Origin of the sequence: Paenibacillus sp. GYB004, from assembly GCF_036577605.1 — a bacterium.
Lineage (GTDB): Bacteria > Bacillota > Bacilli > Paenibacillales > NBRC-103111 > Paenibacillus_AB > Paenibacillus_AB oceani.
This window is the reverse complement of record NZ_JARBDB010000052.1, coordinates 40,691-56,013: the sequence shown is the minus strand read 5'-3', so window position 1 is coordinate 56,013 and position 15,323 is coordinate 40,691. Positions and strand designations below refer to the sequence as shown.

General features: G+C 55.2%; 13 protein-coding genes. 2 read left to right on the top strand and 11 right to left on the bottom strand.

Annotated elements, in window-relative coordinates; all coding sequences use genetic code 11:
• Positions 1-8 precede the first annotated feature (8 nt).
• The 7 genes from PV433_RS21775 to PV433_RS21745 all read right to left on the bottom strand — a co-directional run bounded on the left by PV433_RS21775 (position 9) and on the right by PV433_RS21745 (position 8,123).
• Complete coding sequence (locus tag PV433_RS21775; RefSeq protein ID WP_332074158.1) at positions 9-1,625, bottom strand: response regulator transcription factor; 1,617 nt, start codon at positions 1,623-1,625, stop codon at positions 9-11.
• On the bottom strand, positions 1,626-2,846 hold the full coding sequence (locus PV433_RS21770; protein ID WP_332074157.1) for a sensor histidine kinase: 1,221 nt from the start codon (positions 2,844-2,846) through the stop codon (positions 1,626-1,628).
• The gene (locus PV433_RS21765; RefSeq protein ID WP_332074156.1) at positions 2,813-3,403 is read right to left on the bottom strand and encodes a hypothetical protein; all 591 of its coding nucleotides are present in this window, start codon (positions 3,401-3,403) and stop codon (positions 2,813-2,815) included. The genes PV433_RS21770 and PV433_RS21765 overlap by 34 nt, the downstream gene beginning before the upstream one ends.
• Complete coding sequence (locus PV433_RS21760) at positions 3,403-4,221, bottom strand: carbohydrate ABC transporter permease (protein ID WP_190931738.1); 819 nt, start codon at positions 4,219-4,221, stop codon at positions 3,403-3,405. Before PV433_RS21760 ends, PV433_RS21765 begins: the two co-directional genes overlap by 1 nt.
• On the bottom strand, positions 4,218-5,099 hold the full coding sequence (locus PV433_RS21755; RefSeq protein WP_332074155.1) for a carbohydrate ABC transporter permease: 882 nt from the start codon (positions 5,097-5,099) through the stop codon (positions 4,218-4,220). Before PV433_RS21755 ends, PV433_RS21760 begins: the two co-directional genes overlap by 4 nt.
• A 202-nt stretch (positions 5,100-5,301) precedes the next feature.
• Entirely contained in the window at positions 5,302-6,651 is a 1,350-nt protein-coding gene (locus PV433_RS21750) for an ABC transporter substrate-binding protein (protein WP_332074154.1), read from the bottom strand.
• Positions 6,652-7,229: 578 nt separating this feature from the next.
• The gene (locus PV433_RS21745; protein ID WP_332074153.1) at positions 7,230-8,123 is read right to left on the bottom strand and encodes an AraC family transcriptional regulator; all 894 of its coding nucleotides are present in this window, start codon (positions 8,121-8,123) and stop codon (positions 7,230-7,232) included.
• A 179-nt stretch (positions 8,124-8,302) separates the two neighbouring features.
• On the opposite strand from PV433_RS21745, the gene PV433_RS21740 reads away from it, so the two are divergent.
• Positions 8,303-9,619, top strand: coding sequence for an ABC transporter substrate-binding protein (locus tag PV433_RS21740; RefSeq protein WP_332074152.1), 1,317 nt, complete (start codon positions 8,303-8,305; stop codon positions 9,617-9,619).
• Positions 9,620-9,803: 184 nt separating this feature from the next.
• A complete protein-coding gene (gene trpB, locus PV433_RS21735; RefSeq protein ID WP_332074151.1) occupies positions 9,804-10,967 on the top strand; it encodes a tryptophan synthase subunit beta in 1,164 nt (387 codons plus the stop codon).
• Between the two features lie 170 nt (positions 10,968-11,137).
• Here the strand turns inward: trpB and PV433_RS21730 are convergent, their stop codons facing one another.
• From PV433_RS21730 to PV433_RS21715, 4 genes are all read right to left on the bottom strand, one after another.
• Entirely contained in the window at positions 11,138-11,602 is a 465-nt protein-coding gene (locus PV433_RS21730; RefSeq protein ID WP_332074150.1) for an OsmC family protein, read from the bottom strand.
• Between the two features lie 103 nt (positions 11,603-11,705).
• On the bottom strand, positions 11,706-13,343 hold the full coding sequence (locus tag PV433_RS21725; protein WP_332074149.1) for an ABC transporter substrate-binding protein: 1,638 nt from the start codon (positions 13,341-13,343) through the stop codon (positions 11,706-11,708).
• Positions 13,344-13,429: 86 nt separating this feature from the next.
• Entirely contained in the window at positions 13,430-14,350 is a 921-nt protein-coding gene (gene opp4C, locus PV433_RS21720; protein ID WP_332074148.1) for an oligopeptide ABC transporter permease, read from the bottom strand.
• Positions 14,351-14,368: 18 nt separating this feature from the next.
• A complete protein-coding gene (locus PV433_RS21715) occupies positions 14,369-15,319 on the bottom strand; it encodes an ABC transporter permease (RefSeq protein WP_332074147.1) in 951 nt (316 codons plus the stop codon).
• Positions 15,320-15,323: the final 4 nt, after the last annotated feature.

The window sequence follows — 15,323 nt, the reverse complement described above, 5'->3', positions numbered from 1 at the left end:
ACCCTCCCTTATGAATAGGTGTCGCGATATTCCTGCGGCGTCATCCCAAACTGCTTCTTAAACGCGTGATTAAAGGAATGAGGCCGCTGATACCCGAGTCTGGCGGCAATTTCATAGATTTTATCCTGTCCGCTGCGCAGCATATATTCCGCCTTGTCCATCCGGACGCGATGCACGTAATCGCTCAGGTTGTCGCCCGTCTCCAGCTTGTAGATTTTGGATACGTATACCGGATGCAGGTGGACGTAATCGGCGATCGACTGCAGCGAGACGTCCTCCGAAATGCGCTGCTCCACGAAGGAGCGGATGTTGTTGATGACCGAAGCTCTGGAATGCTGCGTATCCCGGGCCATATCGTCGCGAATCCGGTTCAGCGTCAGCAGCGACCATTCCTTCAACTGGTTCACCGAGCGAAACGGGGTCCCGCGCGTCATCTTGTCATAGTCCGCTCCGATCACGGACGATAAACGGCGGCCGCCCTTGTGAGCGATATACGCATACGCGGAGGCAATGCAGAAATAAGCTTCGAGCAGATGCTCCTGCGATTCCGCATACCGCTGCTCCAGCTCCGCGAAGACGCTCATCAGCTTCTCTTCGATGCCGTCCCATCTGGCCGCCTCCAGCAAATGAATAAACGACGGAGGCTCGTACAACGTCTGCAGCGATTCGATCTCCGTGGACAACGGCTCGTCGTCCAGCCGCAGGAACAGCTCCTGCTCGCTGCCGACCGTGCGGCGGAACGCTTCCACCGACCGGCTGTACAAGCCGAACAGATCGGCGGGGAACGTCCCCCAGCGGCTGACGAGCACCGATATTTTCCCTTTCAGGTACCGGTTAACCGCCGCTTGCAGCAGCGACGCGGTGCGCTCCAGCCAGACGGAATCTTCCCCGCCGTCCGTGCCGGGCTTGCCTGTCAGGACGAACACGAGGTAGTCGTGGGCATCCTTCGCATACCAGCTGTCGAACCGCCCCCCGAACAGCTCCTCCACCATGTTGCCGATCGCATACTCCATCAGCGACAAGCTGTGGGCGTCGTACTGGAGAAAATACTCCTCCAGCCGAATCGTCATCAGGGCGAACCGCTTTCCGTTAAAATCGGTCATTTCCAGCATCTGCATCTTCTCGCTTAACGACGACTCGGACAATTTGCGTCCTTGCAGCAGGTCGTTCAGCAGATTGCCGCGCAGCAGCGGCAAGTGCTCCTTCAGCGTGTACGCGAGCCGCTGCTTGGAGACGACCTCCTCCCACTCCCGCTTCATCTTGTCCATCACCCGCCGGACCGTATCCACGAGATCCCGCTCCGTTACCGGCTTGAGCAAGTAATCCTCGCTCTGGTGGAGGATCGCCTCCTTCGCATACTGGAAATCCGAAAACCCGGACAACAAAATACATTTGGTTTTCGGCCACCGCCTCCGGATCTCCCCGATCAGCTGCAAGCCGGACAACCCGGGCATCCGGATATCTGACAAAACGAGGTCGATGGACATCCGCTCGAGCAGGGCGAGCGCCTCCTCAGCGGAATGGACGCCGTACACTTGCTCGACGCCGACCTCGCTCCAATCGATCGTGGAGGTCAGCCGTTCCACCACATGGATCTCGTCATCCACGATTAACAGCTGCACCATCTAGGAAGCTCCTCTCCCGTCCGGGTCGCCGCCGGGCCTGATTGCTTTCCGCCGCCAGGTCAGCACGGCCTTGAGCCCGCCTTCCGGCACCGGGTGGAACGTGAGGCCCGAGCCTTCGCCGAATTGATAAAACAGCCGCCGGTGCACGTTCCAGGTTCCGCAGCCGATATCGTCCGGGACCTGCTGTCCGAGCTCCCGACGAAGCGACTGCAGCTCCTCTTCCGTCGCCCCGGCTCCGTTATCCTGCACGACGATCCGGTTAAAGTCCTCATCCTGCTCTCCGCGGATGACGATCCGCCCGCTGCCCGGCTTGCGCTCGATTCCGTGGATGATGGCGTTTTCGACCAAGGGCTGAATAATAAGCCGGGGCACGACCTCGTCCATCATTCCCGCAGGCACGGCAATTTCGTATTCCAGGCGGCGCATCCGCAAATTTTGAATTTCCAAATAATGACCGATAAAATCAAGCTCATCCTTCAGCGTGACCGTCTCCCGGTCCACCCGGGTCGTATACCGGTAAAATTCGGCCAAATTTTGCGCCATCGCCACAACCGAGTCCCGATCGTCGATCATCGCCGAATTAATAATAAAAAATAACGAGTTATACAAAAAATGCGGATGAATCTGCGACTGCAGCTGCTTCAGCGTCGCTTCCCGCGCGCGAAGCTTCTCTGCGTACACGTCCTCCACCAGCACCTGGATCTGCTCGGCCATTTCGTTATAACGCAAAATCAGGTAGTCGAACTCATTTTTCGAGCGGTAGCCGATCCGGGCCGATAAATCGCCCCGCTTCAGCCTTTGCATGCTGCGTACGAGATTGATAATCGGAATTTGCACATTGCGGTACAGCAAAAACGAAGCAAGCAGCCCCATCAGCAGAAGCAGACCGACGGACCCGTAAAACAAGTAGCCCGTTTTCGTAATCGGCAGAAGCACCTGTTCCACGGGGGCGTAATCGGTCAAATACCAGCCGAGATGCTTCGAGCGGACGTAGCTGATCAGATAGTCTTCGTCTGCAATCGCAAACCGTTCCTGCCCTTGCTCCTTAAGCGTTTGCCCGCCGAGCAGGCGGACGATATCCTTCACCTTCTCATCCGAGGCGGTGCTGCTTGTAAGCGGTGCATAATCCGGGTGAAACAGAAACGGATCGCTGTCCTTGTCTTTCTTGAATACGTCGAGCAGCTCGTTCAAATTTTGCACCGGCACGCTGATCTGAAACAAGGCGGCCGCTTCCCCCACTGTCCTGGCGCCCGCCGGCTCGGCCACCTCGCGGATAAACGCATCGGTAGGATAACCGCGCGAGCGGTCTTTCCCGTACGTCCAGCCGCTGCGAACCCGCTCGTCCCACGGCAGTCCGTTCCCCCGTTTAAATAAATGTTCGACGAGAGCACTTTCCGCTCCCCGGGGAACACGATCGTCAAATCGTTGGACCAGCCGCTCGACACGCTTTGCAGGCCGAGCTTCTCGGTAATCCGCCCCTGTTCCTTCAACAGATCGGTTAGCCCCGCATGACTGCGGTCCAAATAATCGCGGATATGCGGGTCCTGCCCTAAAATAACCGGAAACATCGATAAATTGTCGATCGCCGAATCGACCTGGTGCATAAACACCGACAGCTGATTCAGGTTGGACGACTGCAACTGCTCGTGAACGACCTGATTCGTGATCCGGTTGGAGAAGCTGTACAGGATCAAAACCGGTGCGAGCAGCAGCACGACCATCAGGACGATTTTGCCGAAAATGTTGATCCGGTACAAAAAAAACCGCGAAGAACCCATTATCCTTTGACGGCGCCGGCAGCCAGGCCGCTAACGATATATTTCTGGGCGAGCAGCGCGATGATAAGAACGGGCAGCGTAATGATACAAGCCGCCGCCATCAGGGCGCCCCAGTTGATTTCCGAATACGACATAAAATTAAACACCGCGATCGGAAGCGTCTTCGTCTTGTCCCCGGCGAGAATGATCGAGAACATGAAGTTGTTCCACGAGAAGATGAACGACAGCAGCGACGAAGTAATAACCCCGGGACCGGATATCGGCAGGATGATCCGCAGGAACACTTCATGGTGCGTACATCCGTCGATCAGCCCGGCTTCTTCGATCTCGGTCGGCAGCGCCTCGAAAAACGAGATCATGATCCAGATGATGAACGGCAGCCCGACCAGCATATGGCTCAAAATCAGCGAAGTGTACGTATCGACCAGATTGATCTGGGAGAACAGGATAAACCACGGGATCAGGAACGTTATCCCGGGGATAATCCGCGCCACGAGAATCACGAGTCCCAGCTTGTGCAGATGGTGTCTGGCGATCGCATAAGCCGCAGGCAGACCGAGCAGAAGCGACAGCAGCGTGGAGCCTACGGCCACGATCAAGCTGTTCCATATAAACTCCAGAAAGTCGTATTCCCGGAAGACGCTCAAATAGTTTTTGAACGTAGGCTCGAAGATCAGGATGTTTTCCGTAGACATAATCTGCGATTGCGTCTTAAAGGACGCGATCAGCATCCAGACGAACGGGAAAGCAAATACGAACAACACTAGCAGCGTCAACAGGGAAAGCAGTAGATTGACGCCTCTTTTCTTTCTCATCATGCCGCCGCCTCCAATCGTTTGCGCATCCAGATCATAAACAGCGTCAGTCCCAATACAAGGGCGAAGAACAGTACCAGCAGCGCGGAAGCCATCCCCAGCTTGAAGTACTGGAATCCGAGCACGTAGCCGTACAAATTCAGCGTCTCGGAGGCGAAGTTAGGTCCGCCCTGGGTCGTTGCATAAATAATGTCGAACGTCTTCAGAACGTCGATGAGCCTCAGCATGGCTGCGACGAGAATCGTCGGTCTCAGCAGCGGAAGCGTAATATTCGTGAACTTGGTCCAGGCGTTCGCTCCGTCCACGTCGGCCGCTTCATACGGATCGCTGGGCAGAGTCGCGATGCCCGCCATAACGATCAGCGAGATCATCGGGGTCCACTGCCAGACGTCGACGATGATGAGCGACGGAATGACTTCGCTGGTCGAAGCCAGCCACAGCAGCGGCTTAAACCCAAGCGACTTCAGCATCATATTGGCCGCGCCGATCGTCGGTTCGTAGATCAGCATCCAGACGAGACCCATCGCTACCGGCGTTGCGACCATCGGAAGCAAAAATACCGTTTTCACGAGGTTTTTTCCCCTGAAGTGACGGGACAGCAGCACGGCGATCGCGACGCCGAGAACGACCTGGATTACCAGCGCCACGATCGTAAAATAAAACGTAGCCCAGACCGCGTGCCAAAACCGTCCGTCGTTCAGCAGCGCCATATAGTTGCTTAACCCGACCCATTTCGGAGGCGTCGTCGCCGACATGCTCCATTCGAAGAAGCTGATCCGTACCGTATAGATAATCGGGAACAGCATCATGATGAGTACAAACACCACTGCGGGCAAGGTGTAGATCCATTTCAAATTCCGGTCGAACCAGTTGTATTGCACGGGGGTCACTCCCACCTTTCTTGCAAATTCGGAAGTCGAACAAGAAGAAAAGCTTCGGATCGAAGCCTTTCGACGAAACTGTTTTCGTTGTTGTTAGGATTGCTTTTTCCTTGTTATTTCACTCGTACACGTTACAGCAACTCTTAGTGTTCAAAAGGGTCATTGGCTGACCCTTTTGAACGGATAACCGGCTGAGCGGCTGTTATTTGGCGTTGTCTTTATCCATGATCGCCTGAAGGGCGGCGTTCGCCTTGTCGGCCGTTTCTTTAATGTTCGTTTGTCCGGCCATAACCTGCTGAACAATCTCGCCTACGGCATCCCGCGCTTCACCGACGCTGATCACAACCGGCCGGTCGTGGTCGACGCCGACTTTGGCGCTTTCCTTGATGATCGGAACGAGCTCGGCCGGGAAACCGGTTACCCCTTCGGCCATATCCCATACGGATGCACGCGCGCCCGGATTGCCGGCTTGCTGCGTTTTCAGCACAATCTCTTTGCTGGTCGCCCATTTGATAAATTCCCACGACGCTTCCTTGTTCGCGGTTTTGGAGTTCATCGCCAGCCCCCAGGACGTGATGCTGTAAGGCTTGGAGCCGCCTGCCCCGCCCGGGAACATCGCGAAGCCGACTTTATCGGACACCTTCGATTTCTCCGGATCGGTCACGTTGCCGTACAAGGAGTTCGCATCGGTGATGAAGGCGACTTTGCCTTGGGCGAAAATCCCGAACGCCTGCGGCCAGGACATATTCAGCACTCCCGGAGGGCCGAAGTCCTTCAGCAGCGTTCCGTACGTCGTAAAAGCCTTGATCGCTTCCGGCGTATTAATCGTTGCTTTGTTGCCGTTATGGAAGTCGCCTCCTTCGGAGAAGACGAACGACGACACTTGCGTGACGAGCGGTGACCGCTGTCCCCGGGCGACGAAGCCGTATATTTCCTTGGACGGGTCGTGAAGCTTCTTCGCTGCGGCCACGAGTTCGTCCATCGTTTTCGGAACGGCAATACCTGCGTTTTGCAGCAAGTCTTTGCGGTAGTATAAAATCTCCTGCTCCGTAATAATCGGAATGCCCGCCAGCTTGCCGTCGACGGTTACCGAACCGATCGAGGATTTGGAGAAATCGGCGAAGTCGTAGCTGGCGTCCTTGTTCGGGAATTCATCCAGCGGACTTACCCAGCCGTTTTTGTAGAACAGCTTGCCTTCCTGCAGCGGGCGGTACATGAAGACGTCCGGCGTCGCGGAGTTGGCCGTAAACTGCACGGTCAGCTTCTGGGTGAGCTGATCCTCGAAGAAGCTCTGCACGTTCACCTTCATGCCCGTCTTCGCTTCGAATTCCGGCAGCAGCGGCTTGATCGCCTCGCCCCACGGATGGTTCGCCGTGACGAACGTAATGCTTTTGCCCTGGAACGGCTTGTCCCCCGCTGCGGCTCCTCCTCCCGGCTGAGCGCCCTGGTTTGTATTGTTATTCGTTCCCCCTGCGCAGCCGGCTGCCAAAGCGGCCGTAAGCAAAGCGGTAACGCCGACCGATAACATGCGCTTCCCTTGTATATGTTTCATGTTGACCCTCCATCGATAGGTTTTATTTAGCCTCGGTTCCAGCTTACTCGAACTTATTTTCTCAATAAATAACTAATACTAAACATCGATAACGACATTTTAAGAAACAAGCGCAAACGCCTGCCGGCGTCTGATAAAATAAGAAAAACCGTCCGGAAAACATCCGGACGGTCCTTTGACGTGCAAACCCCTATGCTAGGTCGTGGAAGGGAATGGGTACCTTCGCTCCAGCCGCTCGTCCTCAGTCGTGTTGTCTTCATGCGGGTGGTATGGCTAACGAACCCAGCGTTCGTTAGCCGTGCTGAATGCGGACGTTTGAATTTGTAACGAACTCTTGTAATGTTATTCCCCGCAAATCGGATCGTTTTTTCCACTTTCGGTTCGATAACGATACCTGGATTCGTTAAGTCTGCACTAACGTCGCTTTTCAGCCATAAGCACGCTACGATTCGTTAGTTTTCGATCGAACCTGATTATACGACGTCCTTTCCCGCGCTGGCGTTAACCGAGATTTAGAGCCACTCCCACGATATACGTTCTGACAAAAAAGAAGCCCTCGCGGGCTCCTAAAAGTTGGGTTATTTCATCTGCACGAGGCGATACTCCCGGGCCGAGCGGCCCTTCTGCTCCCGAAAGACGCGGGAAAACGTGCGGGAATTGTCGAACCCCACCTCATAGGCGATATCGGTAATCGTCTTATCCGTGTACAGCAGCATATTGGTGGCGCGCTGGATGCGCAGCCGATGCAAATACTCGACAAAGCCCATGCCGACATGCTCTTTGAAAAAACGGCTCATATACGGCACGCTCAGATGGAACTGGCTGGACAGCTCGGTCAACGTCAGCTTCTCGGTGCAGTGCGTATGCAAATATTTTAAAATCGGCCATAACAGCGGCGTCTCTTCGGCCGACGGCGACGAGGTTCCGGAACCGGAAGAGGAGGCGACGTCCAGGCCTTTGCGGATAAACAGCAGCATCGCTTCGTTCAGCTTCGCCTTGATCATATTCGGCCGTCCGGGACTGCTCGTGTTATGGAACTCCTGCAGCAGATGGCCGAAGATTCCTTCCATCCGCTCGCTCTCCTGGCCTTTGAAGCGCACCGACGAAGGCGTGCCCGAACCGATTCCGTACAGCATCCGCGAAAACCAGCTGTCTTCCTTCATCCCCGACAACAGCTGCAGATCGAACATGCAGCAATATTTGCGCAGCTGGCGCTCCATATCAGTCCTGATGATATGCATATGGTGGGGAAGAATGACCGTTACACTGCCCTGCTTCAGCTCATACTCCACCCCGTTGATCGTCTCAACCCCGCTGCCTTCAAAGAAAAACGAGATCTCCGCAAAATTGTGGTGGTGCAAATAAGAATGGCGCGAATCGCGGATATCGATATAAAACCGCTCGTTGCCAATAATCAGATTCGGAACGCCGCCGACAAAGTCTTCATAGATCGGTACTTTCTTCGTGCTCATGCCGCTTCGCCTCTCCATTCAGAAGTGGATTCCGATATCGAACGACCCATTGGAACATACAACTGGTAAAAAAGTGACCGATGGCGCTTAAACAATGTCGCACTCGATTCTGGTTTCTATTGTAGTATTAAATACAGCGCTTACACAAGTTAAATTTACCAAAAAGGGAGAGATCAAGCATGTTCAGACAGAGCTTGAAAACAGCAGGGGTCCTATCGCTGACGGCGGCCGTATTGTTCGGATGCTCCGGGGGAAGCAAGCCGGCGGAAGTTCAGGGCGAGAGCCAGGCCGAGAAACCTAAAGAGCCGGTAACGCTTACGTTTTACGATCCTAGCGCAGGCGTGCTCCCGGAAACGTTTATGGAGCAATACGGAAACTTGATCGTAAAAAAATATCCTCATATTACGATAAAATTTGTCTCCTCTCCCGATACGAATCCGGAAGCGCATATTACGTCCATGATTGCCGCCGGCGATCCCATCGACGTTATGCTGAATGCAGACCTGAATCACTACAGGCTGATCGCTCCTTTTAAATTCGAATACGATATGACCGAGCTGATCAAGAAAAACAAATATGATTTGTCCCAGCTTGATCCCAGCATCCTTCAAGCGGTGCAAACGTTGTCGGGCGGCGGAATGTATGCGCTTCCCTTTCGGATGAATACCCTCGGTCTCATGTACAACAAAGACATCTTCGATCAATTCGGCAAACCGTACCCGAAGGACGGCATGACGTGGGACGAAACCTATGAGCTGGCCAAACAGATGACGCGTACGGTGGACGGCACCGAATACAGAGGATTTATTACGCAGTTCTACAATATGGGCTGGCTGAACCAGCAATCGCTAGGCTTCATCGATCCGAAAACCGACAAGCCGATCATTCACACGGATGAGAAATGGGCCGCTTTCACGAGAAATTTATCCCGGTTTTATGAAATTCCGGGCAACGTGACGAAGGAAGGCTCGTTCTCCGGGATCTCCAATTTGTTCCTAAAAAGCAAAACCGCTGCCATGTACGCCTATACGATTCCTACGACACCGCAGGAAGTGAACTGGGATGTGGTTCAACTCCCCGAATTCAGCGACAAGCGCGGCGTAGGGGCGCAGTCGATGCTGACGCTAGCCTATATCACAAGCATTAGCAAGCATAAGGAAGCGGCCTTCGATGCGATCTCCTACATGACGAGCGACGAGATGCAGACGCATATCGCGAAACAAGCTTTGGGCTTGCCTGTCATTAATAACAAACAGGTAAAAGATGTGTATGGACAAGATAACCCGAACTTGAAAGGCAAAAACGTCAAATCTCTTCTGATCAGCAAGCCGGCCGCCCCGTTCGTAGCAGCGCAGCACAACCGGACAGTCGCCCTGCAGTTCGAGAAAATGATGTATACGCTCACGAAAGGCGGCGTTGACGTCAATACCGCCCTGCGGACAGCGGCGGAAGAAGCGGAGAAGGAAATCGCCAAAATCAAATCAGGCAGCAAGTAATAAGCGGGTAACCACAACCGACCGACCGAACAAAACCTTCCGGGCAGCCCCAGAGCCCGGGAGGTTTTTCGGCCTTCCGGAGCCGTCTTGCCGCGGCGGCTACAATTTGCTTTGACAAACCGGACCGGCATTCATTAAGATGAGAACGGGACTTATACTTGTAATGATTTGGAGGCGTTTGCACATGAGTCAACAGGACGTGCGTGAAGGATATTTCGGAGAGTTTGGCGGCAGCTTCATCCCTCCGATGCTGCAGGAAGCTATGGATTACTTGACCGCTCAATTTTACAAATACAAGGACGACCCGGAGTTCAAGGAAGAGCTGAACTATTATTTGCGTGAATATGTGGGACGCGAAAATCCGCTTACCTTCGCAGCGCAGCTGACGAAAAAGTGGGGCGGAGCGAAAATATACTTGAAGCGGGAAGACCTGAATCATACCGGCGCTCACAAGATCAACAACGTGGTCGGCCAAATCCTGCTGGCCAAACGGATGGGCGCCAAGCGGGTCATCGCGGAAACCGGCGCAGGGCAGCACGGCGTAGCTACGGCGACGGCGTGCGCGATGTTCGATATGGAATGCGTCATCTACATGGGTGCGGAAGATACCCGCCGTCAGGCGTTGAACGTATTCCGGATGGAGCTGCTCGGAGCAAAGGTCGTGCCGGTGACGAAAGGACAAGCCCGGCTGAAAGACGCGGTCGACGAAGCTTTGAACGATCTCGTGGAAAATTACAAAACGACATTTTATTTGCTCGGCTCCGCCGTCGGCCCTCACCCGTTCCCGACGATGGTCAAGCATTTCCAATCCGTCGTCAGCGAAGAATCGAAACGGCAAATTTTGGAGAAGGAAGGCCGCTTGCCCGATGCCGTGCTTGCCTGCGTAGGCGGAGGCAGCAACGCGATCGGCGCGTTCGCGCATTACATCGACGAGGCGTCCGTCCGCCTGATCGGCGTCGAGCCCGATCAAGCCCCTACTTTGACCCAAGGCGTGCCAGGTGTCATCCATGGCTTCCGCTGCCTCGTACTGCTTGACGAGGACGGCAATCCGAAGCCGACCTACTCGATCGCGGCCGGGCTTGATTATCCGGGCATCGGACCGGAACACAGCCACTTGAAAGTATCCGGACGTGCCGAATACGTCACCGTGACGAACGAGGAAGTGCTGGAGGCGTTCCAGGAGCTGTCCCGCACGGAAGGCATTATCCCGGCGCTGGAAAGCTCGCATCCGGTCGCTTACGCGAAAAAACTCGCCCCTACGATGAGCAAGGACCAGATCCTGATCATCAATCTGTCGGGACGCGGCGACAAAGACGTCGAGCAAGTGTTCCATATGCTTAATAAATAAGTCAACTTTTTACCGGGGTGCGGCGATAAGCTTGCACCTCTTTTTATTATTTTTTTATTATTGGGCGGTGCGGTCCTGAACGCACACAAAGCCGGCACCTGATCCAGGAAACTGGAACGGTATCGGCTTTGTATGGGAAGATTATGTGCCGCCAAGCAGCGGTTCGCCGCTTATTCCGGCTCCGGGACTTCCGCAGGGGGCGCGGTCTCGACGCCGTTAAGCACGAGGTGCGGAATAATCGCCGCCTTCAAGGAAGCCGCAACGGGGCAATACTGCTCGGCCTCAAGCTTGATCGCCTGCCAGATCCGGGAAGCGGCCACTTCGCCCTTGGCGTCGAAGGTAAGGTGCACCTCCGTCACTCCGTGCGGGATCTCTCCGGCGCGAATCCCGTCCGCCGTAATCTCGAGCGACTCGAGCGATTGACGCATTTTCTCGAGCAGCTTGGTTACGCCGATGCCCATGCAGCCGATCAAGCCCATGATCACGAGCTCCAGCGGGCTGTTGCCCGAACCGTCGCCGCCGTTCTCCGCATTCGAATCCATCACGAGCGGGTATCCGCTCGGGCCTTTCGCTTCGAAGCGGCGCCGGCCGAGCCACTGTGCGGTCACTTGAATTTGATTTTTCGCTTGAGCCATTCCGCTCACCCTTCCTCTCTTCTTGTGCAAGCCGTTCACCCTGTCCCGGCCAGTGCGGCGGAACAAGGCGAACGAGCCGTCCTCGTCTTGTCGTCTTGCCGTCTTATTGCGCTACGTCCCACTCATGCACGTCATAAGTCGTTCCGAACAGGCGCGGTTCGCCTTTCGTCACCCGTTTGTTAACCGCGATTAGCGTCGGGTTGTAATACAGCGTGAGCAGCGGCATATCTTTTTGGACGATAACCTGAACTTGATCGTAAATCTGCTTGCGCACCTTCTCGTCCGCCTCCGACTTGCCCTTCTCGAGCAGTTGGTCGACTTCCGGATTGCTGTACGCCGGCGAATTGCTGTTGCCCTTGCTGTGATAATACGCGGACGAATCCGGGTCGATATTCATGTACATGCCGGTGAGCAGCAGATCGAATTCATGCTTGAGCGATTTTTGGCTGACCGTCGCGAAATCGTACTTGCTGATTTTCGTCTTGATGCCGACCGCCTTCAAGTTTTCAGCAATAATTTGCGCCGACTGCTCACGGATCAGGTTACCTGCCGGTACGACGAAATCAAGCTCCTTGTTCGCATCCCATCCGGCTTCTTTCAGCAGAGCTTTCGCTTTCTCCGGATCAAACGGAGTCGGCTTGAGCGACTTGTTCTGGTACGCGCTTAAGGACGGATACACGCTATCGAAAATTTCCGCGTCGCCCTTCATCAGGTTGTCGACAATGAGCTGGCGGTTCGTGGCGTAGGCGATCGCCTGGCGCACCTTCACGTCCGGGATTGTCTTCGTATTGATCATCATCCCCTGAATCCCCACTTGAGGCTCCAGCTTCGTGCGCAGGTTCGCGTTTTTCTTCACCGTCTCGAAGTCCTGGTCCGGCAGATTGCCGATGCCCAGCCCGTAGTTCATATCGATTTCCCCGCTTTGCAGCTGGGCTACGAGGTTGGCGCTAGGCATAATTTTGACAAAGATTTTGTCCAGCTTCGGCGTTCCGCGGTAATACTCTTTGTTCGCGGCTAGCTCTACGTATTGATCTTTCTGGTATTGGACGAACTTGAACGCTCCGTTCGTGACGTCGGGCTTTTGCATGAACGGATGCTTGGCGAGCTCCTCCGGCTTCACGTCTTTCAGCACATGCTTCGGCAGCGGCTTGAACTTCATGCCGAACTGCTCCTTAATAATGTTCGGGTCTGTCGGCGTTTTCGCTTTCAGCTCGAACGTCTGGGCATCGATGACTTTGAATCCGGCTATGTCCGTTTTGCCGTCCTCCAGCTTGCCGTCCCCGTTTACGCCTTCCAGAAACGAGATGCTGGAGCCGAGGCTCGATTCGGCCTTCGGATTGGCGATCAGCAGCAGCGTGAACGCGACGTCCTCGGTCGTTACCGGCTTGCCGTCGGTCCATTTCGCTTTGGCATTCAGCTTGACCGTATACGTCTGTTTATCCTTCGTATCGAACGATTCCGCGAGCTGCGGCAAAAACTCCAGCGGCTGAATCCGGTTCAGCAGCGGCTCGAACAGCATCGTGCCGATTTCCGCGGACGACAAGTCTTTGGAGCTGATCAGCGGGTTAAACGAGATCGGGGCATTAAAGACGCCCACGTTGACGATTTTCGGCTTGCCCTTCGATTCGCCGGTTGCACCGCCGGCTTCCGGCGTTTGCCCCGAATTTTTGGACGAGCAGGCAGCCAGGAGCAGCGATGTGGACAAAAGCAGAATGGCGGCTGATTTGAATAGATGTTTCATGTGTACGGTCCCCTTCTTTTTCCTGAATGGTGTCTATGGAGTCCTCTTCGCAGGAAGATGACATCTATGTGGTAAACCATAAACCGTTAGCTTATACTCTTCGGATCGAGCGTGTCGCGGATGCCGTCGCCGATGAAGTTAACCGACAGAACCGTCAGCACGATCATCAGTCCGGGCGGAACCCATAACCAGTACTGGTTGGCAAGCGTCGTCAGGCTTTGCGCTTCGGTCAGCATATTGCCCCAGCTCGCCGTCGGCGGCTGAACGCCTACGCCGAGGAAGCTGAGCGAAGCTTCCGTCAAGATCGCCGTCGCCACGCCGAAGGTCGCTTTGACCAGAATCGGCGCCGATGCGTTCAGCAAAATATGGCGGAATAACAGCCGGTGGGTCGGCAGCCCCAGAGCGATACCCGCTTTGATGTAATCGGCCTGCTTGATGGTAAGCACGCTGCCGCGCACAATTCTCGTAACCGCCGGCCAGCCCAGCAGCCCCAGCACGAGAATGACGTTAAACAAACTCGGACCGACGATACTGACCAGTACGAGGATCACGAGCAGCGCCGGAAACGACATCATAATATCGACTAGCCGCATGATCAGCGTATCGACCCAGCCGCCGAAATAACCGGCCAGCAAGCCGAGCAGCGTGCCGATGACCATATAGATGGCGACCGCGCCGATGCCTACCAGCAGCGATACCCGGGAAGCGTAGATCAGCCGGCTGAACACATCCCTGCCGATCTGGTCGGTGCCGAGCAGGTAGTCTGCCGACGGCGCTCCCTGGAAAACCGCCGTGACCTCATACGGATCGTGCGGCGCCAGCCAAGGGGCGAGCAGCGCAGCTGCGGTCAGCACTATCATAAACGCCAGACCGGCGACCGCCAGCCGGTGCTGCCGGAACCGGGCCCATCCCGATCTCCCGCTTCCCTCGTCCGCATCCGTCCACGGCTGTCCGGGAAGGGAGCCGGCAGCGGCTGCCGGATCTGTCTTCCGCTGTTGCTGTTGCATAAAACCTCCCCCTCACTTCTATCGGTAACGGATGCGCGGGTCCGCATACGAGTATAAAATATCGGTAATTAAATTAACGGTCAGGACGACGACGGCCGCCCATAAGTTGATCGCCATCAGGACCGGATAGTCCCGGGATAATATGGCCTGCATCGTCAACTGACCCATCCCGGGCCATTGGAACATTTTCTCGGTAATGACTGAGCCTCCGATCAATACCGAGATATCGAGACCGATCACCGTAATGACCGGGATGAGCGCGTTGCGGAACCCGTGCTTGACGACCACGTAAAAAGGCTTGACGCCCTTGGCCTTCGCCGTCCGCAAATAATCTTGTCCAAGCACCTCAAGCATGCTCGCCCGCACATAACGGATCATCTGTCCCGCAATCCCCGTGCTTAATACGAGGGCCGGCAGCACCAGATGCTGCAGCAAATCGCCGATTCCTTCGTCGCCTCCCAGCGTTCTCATGCCGCCCGACGGCAGCAGCTGCCAATGAAGCGAGAATAAGTAAATGACCGTTAAGCCGAGAAAGAAGTTCGGGATCGAGATCCCCAGGAACGACAGGCCGGTAATCGAATAGTCGAGCTTGGAATAAGGCCGGATCGCGCTGATCATGCCGATCGGAATGGCGATGAGATAAGCGACTGCAATCGCCGCTCCCATCAGCAGCAGCGTAGGTCCGATCCGCTCCAGCAATATCGTCGTCACCGGCTCGTACGAGCTGAACGAATACCCGAAATCCCCTTTCAGCATATTGCCGAGCCATAAGAAGTATTGGACCCAAAGCGGCTCGTTGAGACCAAGCTGCTCTTTCTTGAGCGCGATCTCGGTTTCCGTCGTATGCGGATCGATGTACATGTCTACCGGATCGCCGGGCGACAGATTGATAATAATGAAATTTATAACCGTTATGCCGAACAGCACGGGGATCGCGAGAAGGACCCTGCGTACCACGTATGCCATCATGAGC